Annotated in this window: 22 protein-coding genes and 1 pseudogene; 21 read left to right on the top strand and 2 right to left on the bottom strand. The window is 64.8% G+C overall.

Annotated features, from left to right (window positions below):
- Positions 1-385: pseudogene (locus NUU27_RS20985) on the top strand (DNA-binding protein); the annotation flags it as partial.
- 156 nt (positions 386-541) lie between these two features.
- Here NUU27_RS20985 and NUU27_RS20980 read toward each other — a convergent pair.
- On the bottom strand, positions 542-1,198 hold the full coding sequence (locus NUU27_RS20980; RefSeq protein ID WP_257764196.1) for an SEC-C metal-binding domain-containing protein: 657 nt from the start codon (positions 1,196-1,198) through the stop codon (positions 542-544).
- Between the two features lie 33 nt (positions 1,199-1,231).
- Positions 1,232-1,465, bottom strand: a complete 234-nt coding sequence (locus NUU27_RS20975) for a hypothetical protein (RefSeq protein ID WP_257764195.1) — start codon at positions 1,463-1,465, stop codon at positions 1,232-1,234.
- Between the two features lie 217 nt (positions 1,466-1,682).
- Between NUU27_RS20975 and NUU27_RS20970 the strand changes: the two genes are divergently transcribed.
- From NUU27_RS20970 to NUU27_RS20875, 20 genes are all read left to right on the top strand, one after another.
- On the top strand, positions 1,683-2,831 hold the full coding sequence (locus NUU27_RS20970; protein WP_257764193.1) for an ESCO family N-acetyltransferase: 1,149 nt from the start codon (positions 1,683-1,685) through the stop codon (positions 2,829-2,831).
- A 114-nt stretch (positions 2,832-2,945) separates the two neighbouring features.
- Positions 2,946-7,292: a strawberry notch family protein gene (locus NUU27_RS20965; protein ID WP_257764190.1), complete on the top strand. Its 4,347-nt coding sequence runs from the start codon at positions 2,946-2,948 to the stop codon at positions 7,290-7,292.
- The gene (locus tag NUU27_RS20960; RefSeq protein WP_257764189.1) at positions 7,292-8,332 is read left to right on the top strand and encodes a toprim domain-containing protein; all 1,041 of its coding nucleotides are present in this window, start codon (positions 7,292-7,294) and stop codon (positions 8,330-8,332) included. The genes NUU27_RS20965 and NUU27_RS20960 overlap by 1 nt, the downstream gene beginning before the upstream one ends.
- Positions 8,333-8,643: 311 nt before the next feature.
- Entirely contained in the window at positions 8,644-9,567 is a 924-nt protein-coding gene (locus tag NUU27_RS20955) for a DUF2493 domain-containing protein (protein ID WP_257764188.1), read from the top strand.
- A gap of 184 nt (positions 9,568-9,751) precedes the next feature.
- A complete protein-coding gene (locus NUU27_RS20950) occupies positions 9,752-10,435 on the top strand; it encodes a helix-turn-helix domain-containing protein (RefSeq protein WP_257764197.1) in 684 nt (227 codons plus the stop codon).
- Between the two features lie 388 nt (positions 10,436-10,823).
- Complete coding sequence (locus NUU27_RS20945; RefSeq protein WP_257764187.1) at positions 10,824-10,991, top strand: hypothetical protein; 168 nt, start codon at positions 10,824-10,826, stop codon at positions 10,989-10,991.
- A gap of 141 nt (positions 10,992-11,132) precedes the next feature.
- Positions 11,133-11,573 carry a hypothetical protein gene (locus NUU27_RS20940; RefSeq protein ID WP_257764186.1) on the top strand — a complete coding sequence of 147 codons (441 nt, stop codon included), beginning with the start codon at positions 11,133-11,135 and terminating at the stop codon, positions 11,571-11,573.
- Positions 11,574-12,138: 565 nt separating this feature from the next.
- Positions 12,139-12,462: a DUF736 domain-containing protein gene (locus tag NUU27_RS20935; protein ID WP_257764185.1), complete on the top strand. Its 324-nt coding sequence runs from the start codon at positions 12,139-12,141 to the stop codon at positions 12,460-12,462.
- A gap of 191 nt (positions 12,463-12,653) precedes the next feature.
- Positions 12,654-12,911, top strand: a complete 258-nt coding sequence (locus NUU27_RS20930) for a helix-turn-helix transcriptional regulator (RefSeq protein WP_257764183.1) — start codon at positions 12,654-12,656, stop codon at positions 12,909-12,911.
- A 99-nt stretch (positions 12,912-13,010) separates the two neighbouring features.
- The gene (locus NUU27_RS20925; RefSeq protein WP_257764182.1) at positions 13,011-13,277 is read left to right on the top strand and encodes a DUF2285 domain-containing protein; all 267 of its coding nucleotides are present in this window, start codon (positions 13,011-13,013) and stop codon (positions 13,275-13,277) included.
- A gap of 119 nt (positions 13,278-13,396) precedes the next feature.
- Entirely contained in the window at positions 13,397-13,621 is a 225-nt protein-coding gene (locus NUU27_RS20920; protein ID WP_257764180.1) for a transcriptional regulator domain-containing protein, read from the top strand.
- Between the two features lie 97 nt (positions 13,622-13,718).
- Positions 13,719-14,171: a DUF2285 domain-containing protein gene (locus tag NUU27_RS20915; protein ID WP_257764179.1), complete on the top strand. Its 453-nt coding sequence runs from the start codon at positions 13,719-13,721 to the stop codon at positions 14,169-14,171.
- 141 nt (positions 14,172-14,312) lie between these two features.
- Positions 14,313-14,594 carry an AlpA family transcriptional regulator gene (locus NUU27_RS20910; RefSeq protein ID WP_257764177.1) on the top strand — a complete coding sequence of 94 codons (282 nt, stop codon included), beginning with the start codon at positions 14,313-14,315 and terminating at the stop codon, positions 14,592-14,594.
- Positions 14,595-14,601: 7 nt separating this feature from the next.
- Positions 14,602-15,612, top strand: a complete 1,011-nt coding sequence (locus tag NUU27_RS20905; RefSeq protein WP_257764176.1) for a replication initiator protein A — start codon at positions 14,602-14,604, stop codon at positions 15,610-15,612.
- Positions 15,609-16,259: a ParA family partition ATPase gene (gene parA, locus NUU27_RS20900; protein ID WP_257764175.1), complete on the top strand. Its 651-nt coding sequence runs from the start codon at positions 15,609-15,611 to the stop codon at positions 16,257-16,259. The genes NUU27_RS20905 and parA overlap by 4 nt, the downstream gene beginning before the upstream one ends.
- The gene (locus NUU27_RS20895; protein WP_257764173.1) at positions 16,256-16,510 is read left to right on the top strand and encodes a hypothetical protein; all 255 of its coding nucleotides are present in this window, start codon (positions 16,256-16,258) and stop codon (positions 16,508-16,510) included. The genes parA and NUU27_RS20895 overlap by 4 nt, the downstream gene beginning before the upstream one ends.
- Positions 16,507-17,025, top strand: coding sequence for a DUF2840 domain-containing protein (locus NUU27_RS20890; protein WP_257764172.1), 519 nt, complete (start codon positions 16,507-16,509; stop codon positions 17,023-17,025). Before NUU27_RS20895 ends, NUU27_RS20890 begins: the two co-directional genes overlap by 4 nt.
- Positions 17,022-17,567: a S26 family signal peptidase gene (locus NUU27_RS20885; protein ID WP_257764171.1), complete on the top strand. Its 546-nt coding sequence runs from the start codon at positions 17,022-17,024 to the stop codon at positions 17,565-17,567. Before NUU27_RS20890 ends, NUU27_RS20885 begins: the two co-directional genes overlap by 4 nt.
- Before the next feature lie 48 nt (positions 17,568-17,615).
- Positions 17,616-17,951, top strand: coding sequence for a DUF736 domain-containing protein (locus NUU27_RS20880; RefSeq protein WP_257764169.1), 336 nt, complete (start codon positions 17,616-17,618; stop codon positions 17,949-17,951).
- 3 nt (positions 17,952-17,954) lie between these two features.
- Positions 17,955-18,737: a lytic transglycosylase domain-containing protein gene (locus NUU27_RS20875; RefSeq protein WP_257764168.1), complete on the top strand. Its 783-nt coding sequence runs from the start codon at positions 17,955-17,957 to the stop codon at positions 18,735-18,737.
- Positions 18,738-18,845: the final 108 nt, after the last annotated feature.

Genomic DNA, 18,845 nt, shown 5'->3' with positions numbered 1-18,845 from the left:
CGACGTCCGTCTGGCGCAGGCCGACCGCCTCCAGCACGCCACGGGCCTCGACATGGTGGCAGCAGGCTGGAAGCCGACCGTCGGCAACTATCTCGGCCGCGTCACCAAGGCGCGCATTCTCGAAGCCGTCCGCGAAGGCGCGGGCGAGCGGGCCGCCCAGCTTATCGACCACATGAAGAAGGGCGACATGGCGACCGAGGCCGAACGGCTCCTGGCCGATACCGGCTGGCTGCCCGAGCCGCTGCGCGTGGCCGATCTCGACGGCGAGCCGGTCGAGGGCGGTGCCGAGGCTGGCAATGAGGACTTGCCGGAATTCCTCGCCGGGGATGACGCGGAAAGTGCCGCACACGGTGACGAAGAAGAACACCTCGTCGCTGCCGAGTGACCGTTTTGGCGGGGCGGTTCCGGCCGCCCCGCACGATCTCTCGTCCGTCTACGGCCGCGCGACTACTCTTCACGCCAGACAGGCAGGGCTGTCGTTCCAGTAGACGGGCCAAAGGCATGCTTCGACAGCGCAATCATGACCGGCGAAAGCGGGGCATCATGGATAGACCTGAACCAGCGGGCCGCAGCACTTTTTGAATTTCTTGCCGCTTGTACAAAAACAGGGGTCATTCGGCCGCGTCGCCCGGGCAAGGTCCACGAACACGGCGGCCAAGCTGTTCTGTATGTCGCGCCCCAAGGCGGAAAGATAAGATCGCTCAAGCCTAACCTGGTTGCCTGTCGAGTTGTCCTCGATTGCCTGCTGCAACCTGTCTACGGCAGCTATCCAACCGTCGACACCGGAAAACACTCTAGAATTTCGCTTGATGTTGATCCGGCGCTTCTGCGAGGCGAAGTCATAAGTCTGCGTCGGATCCGGAAGAAAGAGAATCCGCTGCTCTCCGTTTAGGGGTGGCGTTATGTCGACCAGCGTGCCGTCTTTCTCCCAAACCGCGTGGTGTTCGGCTTCCACGAAGACACGCGGCCACTCCCACATAAGCCAGCCATAGACGAGTGTCCCACCCTCGATTGCGACTTTGGCCGCTACATTGTTGAAGCATTCCGAACGCATAGCGGCGGCGTCCGGCGCGACCGGCACGTAGACCGGGTCATCTTTCGGGTTGATATCGCGACAGAACGCCCGAATCGCCGAGTTCAGCGATTCTGGCGTCGTCGTGAAGTTCTTATTGAAAAGATCGGTGCTGATCGCGGGCACTGCGCACGTCCATTGAGCGATTTCGAGAATCCATCACGGTCGAGGAATGACGATAACGGTCTCGATGCCGAGCTCACCGGCTCTCTGTTCAGCCCTCTTTATCGTCTCGTCCAGGCGCATATCGAACGGCCCCGATCCGCCCCAGTCCTTCTCGTCGCTGACAAAGAAGTAGCCCTTATCCATCCTGGGCATGCCGTCCTGGTGCACGTGCACCACGATGTGCCGTTCCGACGGCCTGTTTGTTTCTGTCCATAGAATACTGCCCATTCCACCCCTCGGAGAATCACCGTTCCCGTTCCGTTCGCATGCAGATATAGCATCTTCCGCTTCGACTCACACGGAAGTTCTCTGCGTTTCTCTCGCTCCCAGCCACGGGGCGTGCCGGACCGCATTCGTTTCAGGCAATGACTTCGAGACCGATTTACAATGCTCGTGGCACCATCAGGTTCGGTTCGCTGATTCGTTCGGCGGTGCGAGGAGGCACATGGAGATCGAGGCCAAGACCATAGAGGCGATTTGGCAGGCCTTGCAAAGACCGGCCCCGGTCACGTCCCGCTGGCCGAATACGATGGACAAACGCATTGCGGAAGAAGGATGGGCATCGGACGCCGAACTGGAGGACTATCTGCTTTCACAGGATCGCCGCCTCGATCCCCCGGCGGTCATTGATCTCAAGACGCTCGCAGCGGCATTGGGCCTGCCATCTCGTTGGGTGTTTCCGCGACCGGCACGGCGAAATGACGAGGTCTATGGCTTTCAGAAGCTTTCGGCCGTCGACGCGGCCGCGCTCTGCATCTGGCTGGAGAGGCTGGGCTTCCGCATCGATGTCTCCGAACTCTGCGATCGCCTCCGCGGGCGGCTGACGGCTTCGCCCTATGTGACCGGCGAGGAAATCTCGGTTCTCTTCTACGAGGAAAACCGCCACCGATTGGAACCCGTCACATTGACCGCACCCCATCGCGAATGGAACGGCCGGATAACAACGCGATTCAAGACACCTCACGGCTATCGGGTGGAGTATGTGGCGGATACCGACGGTCAAGCACTATGGCTGACGGTCCGTGCGCCCAAGTACCGCAAGCGCCCGGAATCCAAAGCTGTCGAATGCCCCGCTTGCGGCATGACCTATGTCAAAGGATCCCGCACCGACGAGCAGTCGCATCGGTCATTCCACCGCAAGCTCTTCTCGATCATCGAGCCTCGGCCCCATAGGCGTTTCATGCAGGCGCTGGAGCGGGATTTGGATGCCGCATGGGTTGACGCGGCTTCGCCGAAATGGAAGCGCCAGGAAGTGTATGATCGAGCGCTCGAGTTCAAACGCGAGCTCGGATACGACTTTCCGCAATGGGCTCTTGATGCCGGTCACGACCCCGACGCTGTCGGTTTTCTGTTCTCCGATGATGATGGACGCATCATCGGCGCTTGTTCCTTCCGGCCACAGGGCCACCCGGGCGAGAGACCCTGGCGACTCGACTGGATTTGGCTTTGCCCGAGCGCACGCCGAAAAGGGCATCTCGGCCGACAATGGGATCGCTTTCGGCAGCGCTTCGGGGTGTTCGATATCGAGCCACCAATTTCGGAAGCGATGCAGGCCTTTCTGCGAAAGCGCGGCTGCGCCCATTTGATCCGATAGAGGACCCTTCGGGGCAGTTCGAGTGAGAGGTGGGCCGGGACGGGTTTGAGCCCGTGCGGTCGAGAGAGAGCACCAGCGGGTTCGTCCCGTTCCCGCTCTCCCGAGGCACTTCCCATGCAGAATGCTTTCCCAGGCGCGGCGGCGCAGGCCGCGCCGCTTTCGTCCGTTCCCGCCTTCGACCCTTCAGTCGCCATCCTAGCGGCGGCCCGCCAGCTCCTCCCCCAGTTCGAACGCGGCCAGCGCATCGACGCTGCCACGTTGCGCACCGCGATGGAAACCGCCTTCAGCTCTTCAGACGCTTCCGGCGCCTGGGACTGGAAGATGACCTATGACGCCTGCGAGGCGGCGACTGTCCTGTTCTTGCGCAAATACGGAAAGGCGCTATTCCGCAAAGCCGCGTCTCCGTCTGCACGGCTTTCCGCCTTCACCAGGATCGCCGGTCTCCTGCCGACACATACGCGCCGCTCCGAGGAGAGCCAGGCGCTCCAGCAGTTTTCCACGCCATCGCCGCTCGGTCTCGCCGCCGTCACCGCCGCCGGCATCACGGCGGGCGACATCGTGCTGGAGCCTTCGGCCGGTACCGGCCTGCTCGCGGTCCTCGCCGAAATCTCCGGCGGTGCGCTCCTCCTCAACGAGCTGGCCGAGACCCGCGCCGACCTGCTCGCCTCCCTCTTTCCGGCCGTTGACGTCACCCGCTTCGACGCCGCCCAGATCGACGATCATCTGGATCGTGCGGCGATCCCGAGCGTGGTGCTGATGAACCCGCCATTCTCGGCAATGGCGAACGTGTCGGGCCGGATGGCCGACGCCTGCTATCGCCATGTCGCCTCGGCGCTGGCCCGCCTTGCTCCCGGCGGACGGCTTGTCACCATCACCGGTGCGAATTTCGCGCCAGACGCGCCAGACTGGCGGGACGCCTTCGTCCGCCTGGCTGAGCGCGGCCGTGTCGTCTTCACCGCAACCATCGATGGCTCGGTCTACGCCCGGCACGGCACAACGTTGCCGACGCGGCTCACCGTCTTCGACAAAGTGCCCGCCGGCGATCCGGCCGTGTTTCCGGCATCGCCCGACACCGCGCCCGATGTCGCTACCCTGCTTGGCTGGATCGAGGCGCACGTGCCGCCGCGGCAGCCGGTCTCATTGCCGAAACCTGGTGCAGCGGCTTCGTACGCCACGCCGAAAACCATTCGCGGTTACCTCGCGCGCCCGGCCGCTGCGCGTCCCGCCGCATCCGTCGCCGCCGATCCCGAAGGCGTGGAACTGGGCTATGAGACCGTGGACTGGACGCCGCCGGACGGTACGCGTCTGACTGACGCCATCTATGAGGCATACGGATTGCAGTCGGTCCGCATTCCCGGCTCTCAGGCGCATCCGACCAAACTGGTGCAGTCGGCGGCGATGGCGAGTGTCGCACCGCCGAAGCCGAGCTATCGCCCGTTGCTGACGTCCAACATCCATTCGGTGCTGTCCGATGCCCAGCTCGAGACGGTGATCTATGCCGGCGAGGCGCATTCCGACTATCTCGCCGGATCGTGGACGGTGGATGAGACCTTCGATCTCGTCCAGGCCGCTCCCGCCGACGCCGCCAATGCCGTCCGCTTCCGGCGCGGCTTCATGCTCGGTGACGGCACCGGCGCGGGCAAGGGTCGCCAGTCGGCCGGCATCATCCTCGACAACTGGTTGCGCGGCCGGCGCAAGGCGGTCTGGATCTCCAAATCCGACAAGCTGATCGAGGACGCGCAGCGTGACTGGTCGGCGCTCGGCATGGAACGCCTGCTGGTGACCCCGCTGTCGCGCTTCCCACAGGGCAAGCCCATCACGCTGACTGACGGCATCCTTTTTACGACCTATGCCACGCTGCGCTCTGACGACCGCGGGGAAAAGGCTTCGCGCGTGAAGCAGTTCGTCGAATGGTTGGGCTCGGAATTCGATGGAGTCGTCCTTTTCGACGAGAGCCATGCCATGCAGAACGCCGGCGGCGGCAAGAGCGAACGCGGCGACGTCGCCCCCTCCCAGCAGGGGCGCGCTGGCCTGCGCCTGCAACATGCACTTCCCGATGCCCGTGTGGTCTATGTCTCGGCGACCGGCGCCACCAATGTCCACAATCTCGCCTATGCCCAGCGGCTTGGGCTCTGGGGCGGCGAAGATTTTCCCTTCGCCACGCGCGCCGAGTTCATCGAAGCCATCGAGGACGGCGGCGTCGCGGCGATGGAGGTGCTGGCGCGCGATCTGCGTTCGCTCGGCCTCTATACCGCGCGGTCGCTCTCCTATGACGGCGTGGAATATGAGCTGGTCGAGCATAGGCTCACCGAAGAACAGCGCCGCATCTATGACGCTTATGCCGGGGCCTTCCAGATCATCCATAACAACCTCGACGCAGCGATGCAGGCCGCAAACATCACTGGCAGCGAGGGCACGCTCAACCGGCAGGCCAAATCCGCCGCGCGCTCGGCCTTCGAGAGCACCAAACAGCGCTTCTTCGGCCATCTTCTCACCTCCATGAAAACGCCAACCCTGATCCGCTCGATCGAGCGCGATCTGGAGGAAGGCCACGCCGCCGTCATCCAGATCGTCTCGACGGGAGAGGCATTGATGGAGCGGCGCCTCGCCGAAATTCCCACCGAGGAGTGGAACGACATCTGTGTGGACGTGACGCCGCGGGAATATGTCGGCTCCTATTTACAGCATTCCTTCCCGACCCAGCTCTATGAGCCCTTCACCGACGGCGAAGGCAATCTGTCATCGCGGCCGGTCTATCGGAATGGCCAGCCGGTCGAAAGCCGCGAAGCCGTCGCCCGGCGCGACGAGTTGATCGAGCATCTCGGGTCCTTGCCGCCGGTTCCCGGCGCGCTCGACCAGATCGTGCAGCGCTTCGGCACCGATCTGGTGGCCGAGGTGACCGGCCGCTCGCGCCGCATCGTGCGCAAGTCGGGTGCCGACGCCACGGGCGACCGCCTCGCCGTGGAGAACCGCGCTCCGTCCGCCAATCTCGCGGAAACCGCCGCCTTCATGGATGACCAGAAGCGCATCCTCGTTTTCTCGGACGCGGGCGGCACCGGTCGCAGCTACCATGCCGACCTCACCGCGAAGAACCAGCGGCTGCGCGTCCACTATCTGCTCGAGCCGGGCTGGAAAGCCGATACCGCCATTCAGGGCCTCGGCCGCACCAATCGGACCAACCAGGCGCAGCCGCCATTGTTCCGGCCGATCGCCACGGATGTGAAGGCGGAAAAGCGGTTCCTCTCGACCATCGCCCGGCGGCTCGACACGCTCGGCGCGATCACGCGCGGGCAGCGCCAGACCGGCGGCCAGGGCCTGTTCCGTCCCGAGGACAATCTGGAAAGCCCTTACGCGCGCGCCGCCCTGCGCCAGCTCTATATGTTGATCGTGCGCGGCAAGATCGAGGGATGCTCGCTCGAACGCTTCGAAAGCGCCACCGGCCTCAAGCTGATGGATGCCAACGGCATCAAGGACGAGCTGCCGCCGATCACCACCTTCCTCAACCGTCTGCTGGCGCTGACCATCGAGCTGCAGGGCATCCTGTTCACCGCCTTCGAGCAACTTCTCGACGCCAGGGTGCAGGGCGCGATCGCCAGCGGCCTCTATGATTTAGGATTGGAAACGCTGACGGCGGAGAGCTTCGTCGTCACCGACCGCAAGACCATCTACACCCATCCGGCAAGCGGCGCGGAAACCCGGCTGCTCACCATCTCCGAGAAACGGCGCAACCGGCCGCTGTCGCTGGACGATGCGTTGGCGCATGCCGATGCCGATATCGGCAAGCTGCTGGTGAACGGCAAATCCGACCGCGCCGCCGTCCAGCTTCCGGCGCCCTCGCTGATGCTTGACGATGGCGAGATCGAACGCCGTGTCCGCCTCGTCCGGCCGATGGAGCATCACCACGCTTCCCTCAAGGCGATGGCCGGCAGCCATTGGCGGGAAGCCGACCGCAGGTCCTTCGCGGCGGCCTGGAACCGTGAACTCGACGAAGTGCCGGAATACGAGAATAGCACGCTGCACATCGTCGCTGGCCTGCTCCTGCCCGTGTGGAAGCGCCTGCCCAACGAATCGACGCGCGTCTATCGGCTCCAGACCGATGATGGCGAGCGCATCATCGGCCGCCGCGTGTCACCGGCCTGGGCGGCAAACGCCGCATCGACCGGCACGGACAGCCTTGCCCCTGAGGACGCCCATGCCGCACTTATCGACGGGCGGACCATTCTCGACCTGGCCGAGGGTCTTCAGCTTCGCCGCGTCCGCGTCATGGGCGCAAACCGCATCGAACTGACCGGCTTCACCGAAGCCATGCGCGATCGCCTGCGCGCCTATGGACTGTTCACCGAGATCAACTCATGGACACTCCGCTTCTTCGTTCCCGTGGATGCAAACGGCCCGATCGTTCTCGGCAGACTGCTCGAAACCTATCCGCTCGCGCGGATTTCCGAGCGGGAGGCTGCGTAATGGCCCGCCTCAACGCCTCCGATCTCGCGCACCGTCTCGGCCGGCAGGCCGAGGCGGTTTGTCGCCATTATCTCTCCAACGGCCGCCGCCAGGGCAATTACTGGCAGGTCGGCGATGCCCGCAACACGCCCGGCCGCTCGATGTTCGTGCGGCTCAAGGATTCGCCCAAGGGGCCGGCCGGCAAGTGGACCGATGCAGCCTCAGCCGAACATGGCGATCTGCTGGACATCATCCGCGAGAGTTGCGGATTGCTCCACTTCGCCGATGTGGTCGCGGAAGCCCGACGCTTTCTCAGCCTGCCGCATCCCGAACCGGAATCTTGGACGAGGAGGCACGCCGGCACGCGTGCGCCGGCAGGCTCGGCCAAAGCGGCGCGGCGGTTGTTCGCCATGTCGCAACCGATCGCGGGCACGCTGGTGGAAACGTATTTGCGCCAACGCGGCATTACGGCTTTGCACGGAACCGGAAGCCTGCGTTTTCATCCGCGCTGTTACTATCGGCCCGATGAGCACAGTCCGACCGAGACCTGGCCGGCCATGATCGCCGCCGTCACCGACCTCGATGGCAGGATCACCGGCGCGCACCGCACCTGGCTTGCCCCGGACGGCTCCGGTAAGGCGCCGATCGGTACACAGCGCAAGGCGATGGGCGATCTACTCGGTCACGCCGTCCGCGTTGGAGTGCCGGGGACCGTCATGGCCGCCGGCGAGGGCATCGAAACCATGCTGTCGCTCAGACAGGTTCTGCCCGACCTCGCTGTCGCGCCCGCATTGTCCGCCGCCCATCTCGCCGCCATCCTGTTCCCGCCAGAGCTTCGCAGGCTCTATATCGTCCGCGACAACGACCCGGCCGGCGGCGGCGCGCGGGACAGCCTGATCGACCGTGCGAGCGCGGCCGGGATCGAGGCAATCGTGCTCTCGCCGGCGATGGGCGATCTCAACGAGGATCTCCGCCATCTCGGCCTGGATGCGCTCAGGGCCAGACTGCGCCCGCAACTCCCACCCGAGGACGTCGCCCGCTTCATGTCGTTGGCGGCATAGCCGGAAGGGAGATGCCGGGCGGTGCGATGCCGCCATGCCCGCCCGGATGCGCTCAGTCGCCGGACGGGGACCGCGCCTCGGCCTTCGAGAGGGCGATCGGCCCACAAGCGGGCCGGGCCGGCAATGGCGAAGACCGGCTATTTTCCGGCGGCACTACGCGCCTTTCCATCGCGAGACAAAATAGCCGGTATCCGCCATCCTCCGCTCGCGCTTCGGCCCTTCCGCTTCGCTCCGGGTGCAGGCCCGGCCCGCCCGCGGGCTTCGTCGCCATGAAGGCCGCGAGGGTCGCGGCCCTATCGACGGAGCATCCCATGAGCGAGCATGACGAGTTTGAACCGCACCACAGCGCATCTCCGACCAACCACGTCCTTGAAGAGCTTCAGCTCTATGGCTGGCGTCCCGCCGAGGGCGAACCCGATCCGCGACCTGCCCCGGACGATCGCATAATAGAAAGCGCCGTCGCCGACATCTTCGACGCGCTCATCGGCACCATGGCCGACACCTGCCTCGATTTCGACCTCGACGAACTGCTCTGGTCGAGCGTCAATATGTTCCACCGCGCCGCCGAGCGGGTCGAAAGGAAACTCGACGACAACGAGCAGGCGCAGAAGCGCCTCCAGCGCGAACAGGACGGATCCGAGGTCAAATCGGTGCAGCTCGAGCGTCTGATCGAGAGCGGGGAATCCCTGATCGAGCGGCGCGACAGCCTGGAGGTCTACCGCGAGAGCGCCGCCGACTGCTACCTCGCCGCCACCGGATCACCCTGGTCGCCGCGGACCGGATCACGCGTGAACCATCGCCACCTGACCGCCGCAATGATCGACAGTCGCGACTTTCTCGCCGCCAAGCGCCGGGCAGAGACCGAGGTCATGCTGCCCACAGGCCCTAAGGTCGCGGTCACCGGGGGGCTGGACTTCAACGATCATCACCTGATCTGGGCGAGGCTCGACCAAGTTCACGCCAAGCATCCCGACATGGTGCTGTTGCACGGCGGCTCGCCCAAAGGCGCCGAGAAGATCGCCGCACGCTGGGCCGACACGCGCAAGGTCCCGCAGGTTGCCTTCAAGCCCGACTGGACCAAACACGCCAAGGCCGCACCCTTTAAGCGTAACGATGCCATGCTCGCCGTCCTGCCGATAGGGGTCATCGTCTTCCCCGGCACCGGGATTCAGGAGAACCTCGCCGACAAGGCCAGGAAGCTCGGTATCTCCGTCTGGAAGTTCGGCGGCGCGTGAGCGCCGCCATCGAAATGTTGCAGACAGCCGACTATCCATGAAAGATGAAATAGAGTGTCCTTGAGCCCGTTGCTAGCACTTTCGGCACCCTGTCGGGGTTCTGTCGTGTCGTCCGACCATGGGTATCAGTACTGTCCATCTATTCAGCAGCCGGTCTGATAGCGAGGATACAATAGTGACTGAGATGGATACCAAAGATCCGAAGTTTCTGGCGTTCTGGACGAAATGCATCCGGGAGTCGTCGCACTGGTCGCAGGAGGCGCTAGCCGCTGCTTCGGGGCTTGATGTGCGAACCATTCAGCGGATCGAGGCAGGTCATACAGTCAGCGTTACCACGCGGCGCGCGCTTGCCCGCGGGCTGGGCTATGACAACCCGGATGTGTTCGAGGATCCTGAATTCATAAAAGGTGTGCATGCCCTCTTCGAAGGTATGCGAAAGGTGCAGGACGAGGAGGTCCAGAAGCAATTCCCTGACCATATGCGGGTGAACGTTGCGCGAGTGACGAGCGGTGAAGGATTGGCCCGAGTGGCGTATGAGGCCAACGCCTATCTTTTCCATGCCGACGAGGCGATTGCCGATGAGGCGAAGGAGATCGCCGCGAGCATCTTCGACTTCCTGCGCGATCTTGGTGAACTGGGTGATGACAGCTCCTTCGCCGAAAGGCTGGGCTATCAACGCTCGCTTGGCGAACTGCTAGAGCAATTGGAGGCGCTGGGTGCCGCCTGCTACAACGCTTTCAGGGCGACGAAGATGGTCGGCGCAAATTGGGCGAACAAGACACCAATTCCACTGACAGTTGGCTACCTAACGGTCGTGCCAATCGAGAAGGTCCTGACGGAGATGATGGTGCCACGCCGCCTGTCATGATCGATGTCTCGACATGGTGCTACCGAGGCGATGCAGACCCCGCTGACGGAACATAGCTGAGGGCAGCATCTACGGCTGCAATGAGTAGACCTCAATCGCACGCCTCAATCGACGCTGACCGCAGTACCCGCGTGGAACTGGGATGGCGATCGACTGGAGCATTGAGGAAATGCGGCGTTGTTCCCGCGGCCGTCCACTATCCCCCGCTTCCTGTGCGCTGATCCTTGGTCCGGCCGATGGCCTGACGCCATCAACCCGTGAAGGGTCCGCTACGCAAGCGTGCGGCCTTGAGGCTTCGCCTCCGCGGTGATCGCGGCCACCAGCCAGACGCATCGGGCGCCTGTCGCGCGGGAGATGGTCTCCCGCCTCCAAGACAGGAGCCGGAACGATGTCCCTCGATCAAGCCCACGCCTTCGCCTTCAGCCTCGCCGCCACCCTGATGACCGTGATCGTCGTCTTTCGCGCCGGCGACGGCACCGTCTCGGCCATGCCCGCCACCGAATATGACGGTGACGACGATGCGATCCTTGGCGAAATCGATCCCTTCGTCTCCTGACCGGAGGCGAACCACATTCCGGAGCGGAGATCGGCGCGATTTCCGCTCCCGAAGCAGGCCAGTTTCGGCTATGCTGGCGATCGCGCCGCGGTGGTGGTGGATGGCGCGACCGTCAGACCTATTCTCACGGAGACCACCACCATGTTCGTTCTTGGTACTCTCGGTTCGTTCGCAGCCATTGGCCTGCTGTGCTGGCTGCTCTTCACCCTCGCGGTTTTTGCCTTGCCGTTCTTCGTCGGAATGACTGTCGGGCTCTGGTCGCATCAGGCGGGCGCCGGAATATTCGCAGCTTTCCTCACCGGCGCTTTCGCCGCTGGCGCCACCTTCGGCATCGGCCAGGTTCTGTTCGCCGTCCTGCGTTCGACCTGGTTGAGGCTGCTCGTCGCGCTCGCCTTCGCCGCTCCGGCAGCCCTTGCCGGCTTTTATGCGACGCGCGGCATCGTCAGTCACACCATGCCGTCCGAAACCTGGCAATTGGTCTTCTCAGTCATCGGCGCGGCTGCGGTCGGCATAACGGCATTTGTCCGGGTGACGGCATTGGCCGTGCCCGAAGCCTCCGGACAGGGCATCGCGACGGCCTGAGCCGGCTGACAATGTGAGCGGGCGGACCAGGGCAGCCGGGACGCCATTTTCGTCATCGTGCTGGACGGTGATGGAGCGGCGACCGGCCGACGGTATACGAGGCACCGAACATCCGCTACTCGCGATGCCTGAATCCAGTGGGCTCCAATCCCGTAACCCGGCAAAGGGGGCGGAGGCGGTTCGTGTGCCGTCGCCGTGTCGGGGAATGCGACGAGCCTGCCTGTCGTGATACGAAACCCGCGCGCTGAACAAAGTACCGGTTTCCGCCGGTCGCGGTGGGTCACCACGTTCTCCATGTGATCCCGACCGGATCGAGCGCACCGGAGCGGCCTCTCCAATGGCCAGATCTGGCCGAAGGACGGCTGACGCCTCGATCACCTATGACGCAACAGCGTCGTCATAACTTTCTTCCCCTGTCGGCTGCGCCGCCATTCCGCGCGGAACAAGAAAGTTCCTCCTTTGCTGTCGAGCCCCTTCGGGGTGCGCCGTCGATCGCCTCCGGCCAACCGATCGCCATCGAGGCCGCATGGTGCGGGCTCGAAGCTTCAGATCAAGGAGAACTGACATGGCGACCATCGGTACCTTCAAGAAGTCCGGCAACGAATATGCTGGCGAAATCGTCACTCTCAACGTGCAGGCCAAGAACGTCCGCATCGTCCCGGACACCAACCAGGCCAGCGAGAACGCCCCCAGCCACCGCGTCCTGGTGGGCCGCGCGGAGATCGGCGCCGCCTGGTCCAAGTGCTCGAATGAGGGCCGCGACTATCTGGGCCTCAAGCTTGACGATCCGAGCTTCACCGCCCCGATCTACGCCAACCTCTTCGACGACGAGGACGGCGAGGGCTACAGCCTCATCTGGTCCCGCCCCACCCGCCGCAACGGCGAGTAAGGCAGAAGCGAAACGCCCCGCCCGGATTTTCCGGGCGGGCCAATCGCATTGGTAGGCGACCGAATCAGTTCGAGCCAGCCTCAGTTCCAATGAAGCTTTCAAGGCCATTATGACTGGCTCAGGCGCACAAGAACGACTATAATAGCCGTAGTTCTGGCGTGCGCGCAGGTCCAGATGGGAGGTGATCATGCATGATCACCGCCCGACAATCGCGGGCCGCACGCGCGCTGCTTGGTTGGACGCAGGAGACGCTTGCCGACAAGGCCCGGGTATCGCTGACCGCATTGAAACGCCTCGAATCCGAGAGTGGCCTTGAGGTGTATGAATCCACGCGCGATCAAGTCCGAAGGGCTTTTGAAGGCAACGGCGTGATCTTCCTTGATTCCGACCGGGGTATCGGAGTGCTGCTGGTCGATGAAAAACACCGCCAATCCCGTTCGTCGCCATAGTCTGCAGCCAAGCTCGATTGCATGCGCGAGCCTGAGTTCTGCAACTGCAGCGTGGTCAACAAGCGCCTCCAACAAAGATAAGAGAGAGTTAAAGGCTCCATGACACACGTCGATTTTCTCGACGAGCCGCCGGATTGTGCGACGTTCACGGACTATGACCGTGCGCATATGAAGCTCTATCTGCGTCTGTTAGATGCGGCCACCGACGGTGCGGACTGGCGAGAAGCGGTGTCGATCCTTTTTGGCCTCGACCCGGAGGGCGAACCCGAACGCGCCCGTAAGGTGCACGACCGTCATCTCGCCCGCGCCCGCTGGATGACCACCCACGGCTATCGCCTGCTGGTCCGGGAAGGCCAACACCACTGACGTGTGGTGTTGCAACGGCTGCAACACGTATTGCGTGCGTGCCGGCTTCCGCCTTTCGCCCCGTCCGGTGAACCTTCCTGTCTCGACATGTACCCGCGTTACGAGGCTGGAGGGCAGTCATGTCTCCCGACACGACCCGGTGGCGTTCGTCATCGACCTATGACTATGTGGATCATCTGACGGCGCCGGATGTCGGATGGGAATGGCTGCGGCGCAACGACGATTACCAGCATGACTTCGAAAGGCTCCACAGGGCGCAGCGCCAGTCCCCGGACCTGATCGAGCGGGCAAGCGCAAAGTGGGGATTGCGATTTCGCTGTCGCGCCAAACCTCAACGCCACTGAGACACCCGTCTTCTGGCTTCCCGAGGACGACACGAGCGCGGTCATTCTAGCGCCTGCGCCGCGAGTGCTGTCGAGGGGATCCGCTCCGGCGGATGCCTTGGCTTCCGACCACCGGCATGTCACATCCGAGACAAGTCATTCCCTGCATCCGGTGGGCAAGGGCCAGCACCTCCATCTCGTGCTCGCCGAAGGCGTCTCCGCGGACACGCCGCTTGCGGCCCTGGTGCCACTTGGGAGCGAAGGGTTCGATCGAGTCGAGGCGATCACGCGCCTGCTCGCTGCTCTTCACGGCCGGACCGTCCCGCCGGACACGCGGCTGACGCGGCAGCAACGGGCACGTGCGCGGCGCATGTTGCAGGCTTTCGACGGCCGGCGTGCCGGCGCCACCCAGCAGGAAATCGCTGAAGTCATCTTCCGCACCGGCAAGCTGACCCGCGACCAATGGCAGGCAGCGTCCGCGCGGCACGCGGTCATCGGTCTTATCGCAGGCGCGCAGGCCATGATCGCGGGCGGCTATCGCAAGCTTCTCAAACATCGCCGCCGACCGTAGTCCGCGGCGGTCATTGCGCCGCTGTGGGATTTCAACACCCCCCAACTTCCCACTGCAACTCGCCGATCCGCTTTCGCCATCGTGGCCTTCGACAGCCGCTGAGCACCAGCGGCCTCAACGAACCCCACGGAGGCCCGACCCATGCGACCTGATCTCGCCGTACTCCCGCCGCGCTACCTGCGCACCAAGGAAGCCGCAGATTTCCTGAGCCTTTCGGCCCGCACCCTCGAAAAGCACCGCACCTACGGAACCGGCCCCGCCTATCGCAAGCTCGGCGGGCGTGTCGTCTATTCGGTGGACGACCTGCGCGCCTGGGCCGACAGCGGCGCCGTCACCTCCACCTCCGATCCGCGCGGCAGCGTATTGCCGGCAAAGCGGCACGAATCCGAGCCGACGTCCGGTGCCGCCCGGCACGGCCGCTGAGGCCGCGATGCCGAAAGATAGCCGCACCACATCCAGCGAGCGCAGCCACCTCGATCCTTTTGTGGTCGCAACCGGTGACGCATCGCCCCGCGATCAGCGTGATCTCATGGAACGGCCGTTCTTCTCGCTGGCGAAGCGACCGCGCACCAAACCGATTTCTTACCGGGCCGCCGATGTCGAAGTGCAGGTGTTCGCCATGCCCGAGCACGGCATGGCGACGATATGGGATGCCGATGTGCTGATCTGGGCCGCCTCGCAGATCGTCGCGGCCGAGAACAATGGCTTTGCCACGTCGCGCTTCTTCCGCTTCATGCCCTATCAGCTCCTGCGCGCCATCGGGCGGGCGACCGGCAATCGTGACTATCTGCTGCTCAAGGCCGCGCTTACGCGCCTGCAATCGACCGTCATCGCCACCACGATCCGGGGCGGGCGGCATTGGCGGCGGCGGCAATTTTCATGGATCAACGAATGGGAAGAGATGACGACGCGTGCCGGCCGCGTCGAGGGCATGGAGTTCGTCCTGCCCGAATGGTTCTACAACAGCGTCGTCGACCGTTCGCTGGTGCTGACCATCGATCCGGCCTATTTCCGGCTGACCGGCGGCATCGAGCGCTGGCTCTATCGCGTCGCCCGCAAGCACGCCGGGCGGCAGCCCGAGGGCTGGGCGTTCGAGGTTTCTCACCTTCACCGGAAATCCGGCAGCCTGGCGCGGCCGTCCGACTTCGCGCTGGATCTGCGCCGCATCGCCGCCCGCCAGTCGCTGCCCGGTTATGGCCTCCAGATCGAATGGGAAGACGGACGCGAATTGCTGCGTTTCCTTCCCGAAAACCTATCCACAGTGCCTGTGGAAACCCGTGTGAATCCCATCGGGACATTAGGCGCACGCAGTATCGGGACATTGGGCGCAAATCGTGCGCCGGACTCTATAGAAGACTCTAACAGAGAATCTAACTCTTCTTCTTTGACGCGCGCGCAGGCGAGCCATGGTGCCGGTGCCGCCCAGCGAGGTGCGCCATGATCGTCGCGCTCCTCAACCAGAAGGGCGGCGTCGGCAAGACCACACTCGCGCTGCATCTCGCCGGTGAGTGGGCCGGAAGGGGAAAGCGCGTCACGCTGATCGATGCCGACCCGCAAGGTTCGGCTCTGGACTGGTCGGAGCGCCGCACCCATGAGGGCCTGCCGCGCGCCTTCGGCGTCATTGGCCTTGCCCGCGACACGCTGCACCGCGAGGCCCCGGAGCTGGCCCGCGACGCCGACACGATCGTCATCGACGGGCCGCCGCGTGTCGCCAGCCTCATGCGCTCGGCGCTGCTCGCCGCCGACCTGGTGCTGATCCCGGTGCAGCCTTCGCCGTTCGACGGCTGGGCTTCCGCCGAGATGCTGGCGCTTCTGAACGAAGCCCGCATCTACCGGCCCGAACTGGCCGCCCGGTTCATTCTGAACCGTTGCGGCGTGCGCACGGTCATCGCCCGCGAGACGGCCGAGACGCTGGCCGACCACGATCCTCCCTTGCTCGCCAGCACTATCGGCCAGCGCGTCGTCTTCGCCGATGCCGCGCAGTCCGGCCGCCTCGCATCCGAGATCGACAGTGACAGCCTGGCCGCGCGCGAGGTCGCGACGCTGGCCGACGAGATCGACCGCCTCGATATCGGGAGGGCGCCATGACCGGGCGCGCAGGCAAACGCGGTTTCGCATCCCGGCCAGGTGATGCTGAGCGCTGGATCAAGGCGGCCGGAACGCCGCCGGACGGCAAAGCCGCCGAGAACGCGTTCACTGCCCGGCTCACGATCGACATCACGCCCGAGTTGCGCGGGCGCATCAAGGTCGCGGCTTTCCGGCGCGGGATCACCGTCGCCGACATGCTGCGCGACCTGCTCGCCCGTGAATTTCCATCCAGCGAGGGAGATCCGACATGACCGGCAAGCCGGCCCACCGCATGCACGGCCGTCCGCTGCCGGACGGGCCTCAACCCTTCACCACCTTGGTCGAGCTGACCTTCCAGAAACAGAAGGTCGAGCACTGGGTCAGGTTCGGCCGCAAGAGCTACGAGAAGATCCTCGACCGCCGCCGCAGCATCGTCGGCTTCGCGCCGGACAGCGTCTTCGCCTTCGTCCGCTGGGCGGCCGGCGAACATGGCACAATCATCTCGCGCATCGACATCGTGCGCGCGGTTCGTCGCGGCGAGCCGTTCCAGACGCTGCCCTTCGTCCGCCCCGGTGGCGACATCCTGCTGCGTCTCGACAGTTGGACAAAGGTGCAGCGCGCGCTTGCCGCCATCGACGCCGTGGAAGCGCTCGGCCTCGATCCGGCCGACGCCGCGCCGGATCACTGGCGGCACGTCCACAACCGGCTGAGCGCCGGCCTGGAACCGCACGTCTATACGCCCGAGCGACACGCCGCCTGGCTGCATCGCCGGAGGATCGACCCATGACGCGCCGCCGCACCCTCATGGTGACGGCGCTGGCGGTCATCGGCATCGCCGCCGCCAGCACTGTCGAGACGCCCACCAAACTGATCTGGAATTCGACGGCGAGCGCGCCGGTCGGCTTCTACACCGTCGAGCCGGCAGACCGGATCGAGGTGCCCGAACTGGTCGCCGTGATACCGCCCGAACCGCTTGCCCACTTCATGGTCGAGCGTGGCTATGTCGGACGCGGCGTGCCGCTCCTCAAACGCGTCCTCAGCCTTCCCGGGCAGCGCGTTTGTCGCACCGGCCGTGCGATCACGGTGGACGGGATCGAGATGGGCGAAGCGCTGGAGCGCGACAGCCTGGGCCGCGAACTTCCTGTCTGGCAGGGCTGCGGCACCGTCCATGAGGGCGAACTCTTCCTCATGAATTGGCAGGTCCGCGACAGCCTCGACGGCCGCTATTTCGGACCTATCCCCGCAAATTCCGTCATCGGTCGGGCGCGGCCGCTCTGGACCGATGAGGAAGCCGACGGCCGCTTCGTTTGGCGCGCCCAAACACAATGAGGGGCGCACTGACCCCGCAGATCCACCCCCAAATGCAGGAGACCTTCCATGCCGCAGATCGGTCAATTCACACGCGAGGAAACGCACTTCGTCGGGCGCGTCCACACGCTCACGCTCTACCGCGAAGTCAGCATCGTTCCGGCCGAACCCTCCGATGCCGAGAACGCCCCCGACTACCGCATCTTTCACGGGGCGAACGATGCAGCGCCCGAGATCGGCGCGGCGTGGAAACGCACCGGCGAGAAGGCCGGTGAATATCTTTCGGTCCTGATCGATGACCCCGCGCTGCCGCATCCGATCCGCGCGAATCTGTTCCGCGACAGCGCCGAGGCGACGTCCTGGTCGTTGCACTGGAACCGGCCCAGGCGGGGCGGGAAGGACTGAGCCATGCCGCACCCGCGCATCCGGCCGCGCCACCACCAGCATCCATTCGGGCGTCGCCCTGCTGCCCGGCGCATAGCGCTCCTTCTCCTTTCCGGCCTTCCTCTTTCGGTAGTACTCGATGCGATTGCTTTCGCTCAGCCAGCGCCTTCCATCGCCAGGCCCGCGAGCAATCCCTATGCGGCCCACATTGCCGAAGCTGCGCAGCGCTTCGGTATTCCGGAGCACTGGATCGCGGCTGTGCTGCGCGCCGAGAGCGCGGGTGACATACGCGCGATCTCGTCGGCCGGCGCGATGGGATTGATGCAGGTCATGCCCGACACATGGGCCGGATTGCGCGCACGCTATCACCTCGGCCGCGATCCCTATGATGCGCGCGACAACATCCTCGCCGGTGCAGCTTACCTGCGCGAGATGTGGGACCGCTACGGCAATGTCGCGGCCATGCTCGCGGCCTACAATGCCGGCCCCGCCCGCTATGACGAATACCTCGCGACGGGCGGCACATTGCCCGCCGAGACCCGCGCCTATGTCGCGACCCTCGTGCCGGTTCTTGGCGGCGGCTTTGCATCCGATCCGCCGACCCCGGTATCGCCAGCGCAGCCGGATTGGCGCGAAGCACCGCTCTTCGTTATGCGCTCGGCCGGCACACAGGCCGCCGGCGCGCGGTCATCCGAAGTACAATCCGGCGACGCCCGCACAACCGTTCCGGTGCATGATCCCGGCGATGCGGAGCCGCAGGACGACAGCATGTTCTTGGCCCGCGCCGACGACGGACGAACGCCATGAGGGCCGCATTCCTACGCTCGGCGGCGCTCGTTCCGGTGTGCAGGCAGTCAGATTTGCGCCTGGCTGCAATCCGGGCAGGAAGGGCGGAAAGGGTGAAGAAGGCGGAGT

The sequence above is a fragment of the Nitratireductor sp. ZSWI3 genome (assembly GCF_024655565.1).
GTDB lineage: Bacteria > Pseudomonadota > Alphaproteobacteria > Rhizobiales > Rhizobiaceae > Nitratireductor.
Note: the sequence above shows the minus strand (reverse complement) of the source record. Positions and strands in the feature narration are given on the sequence as shown.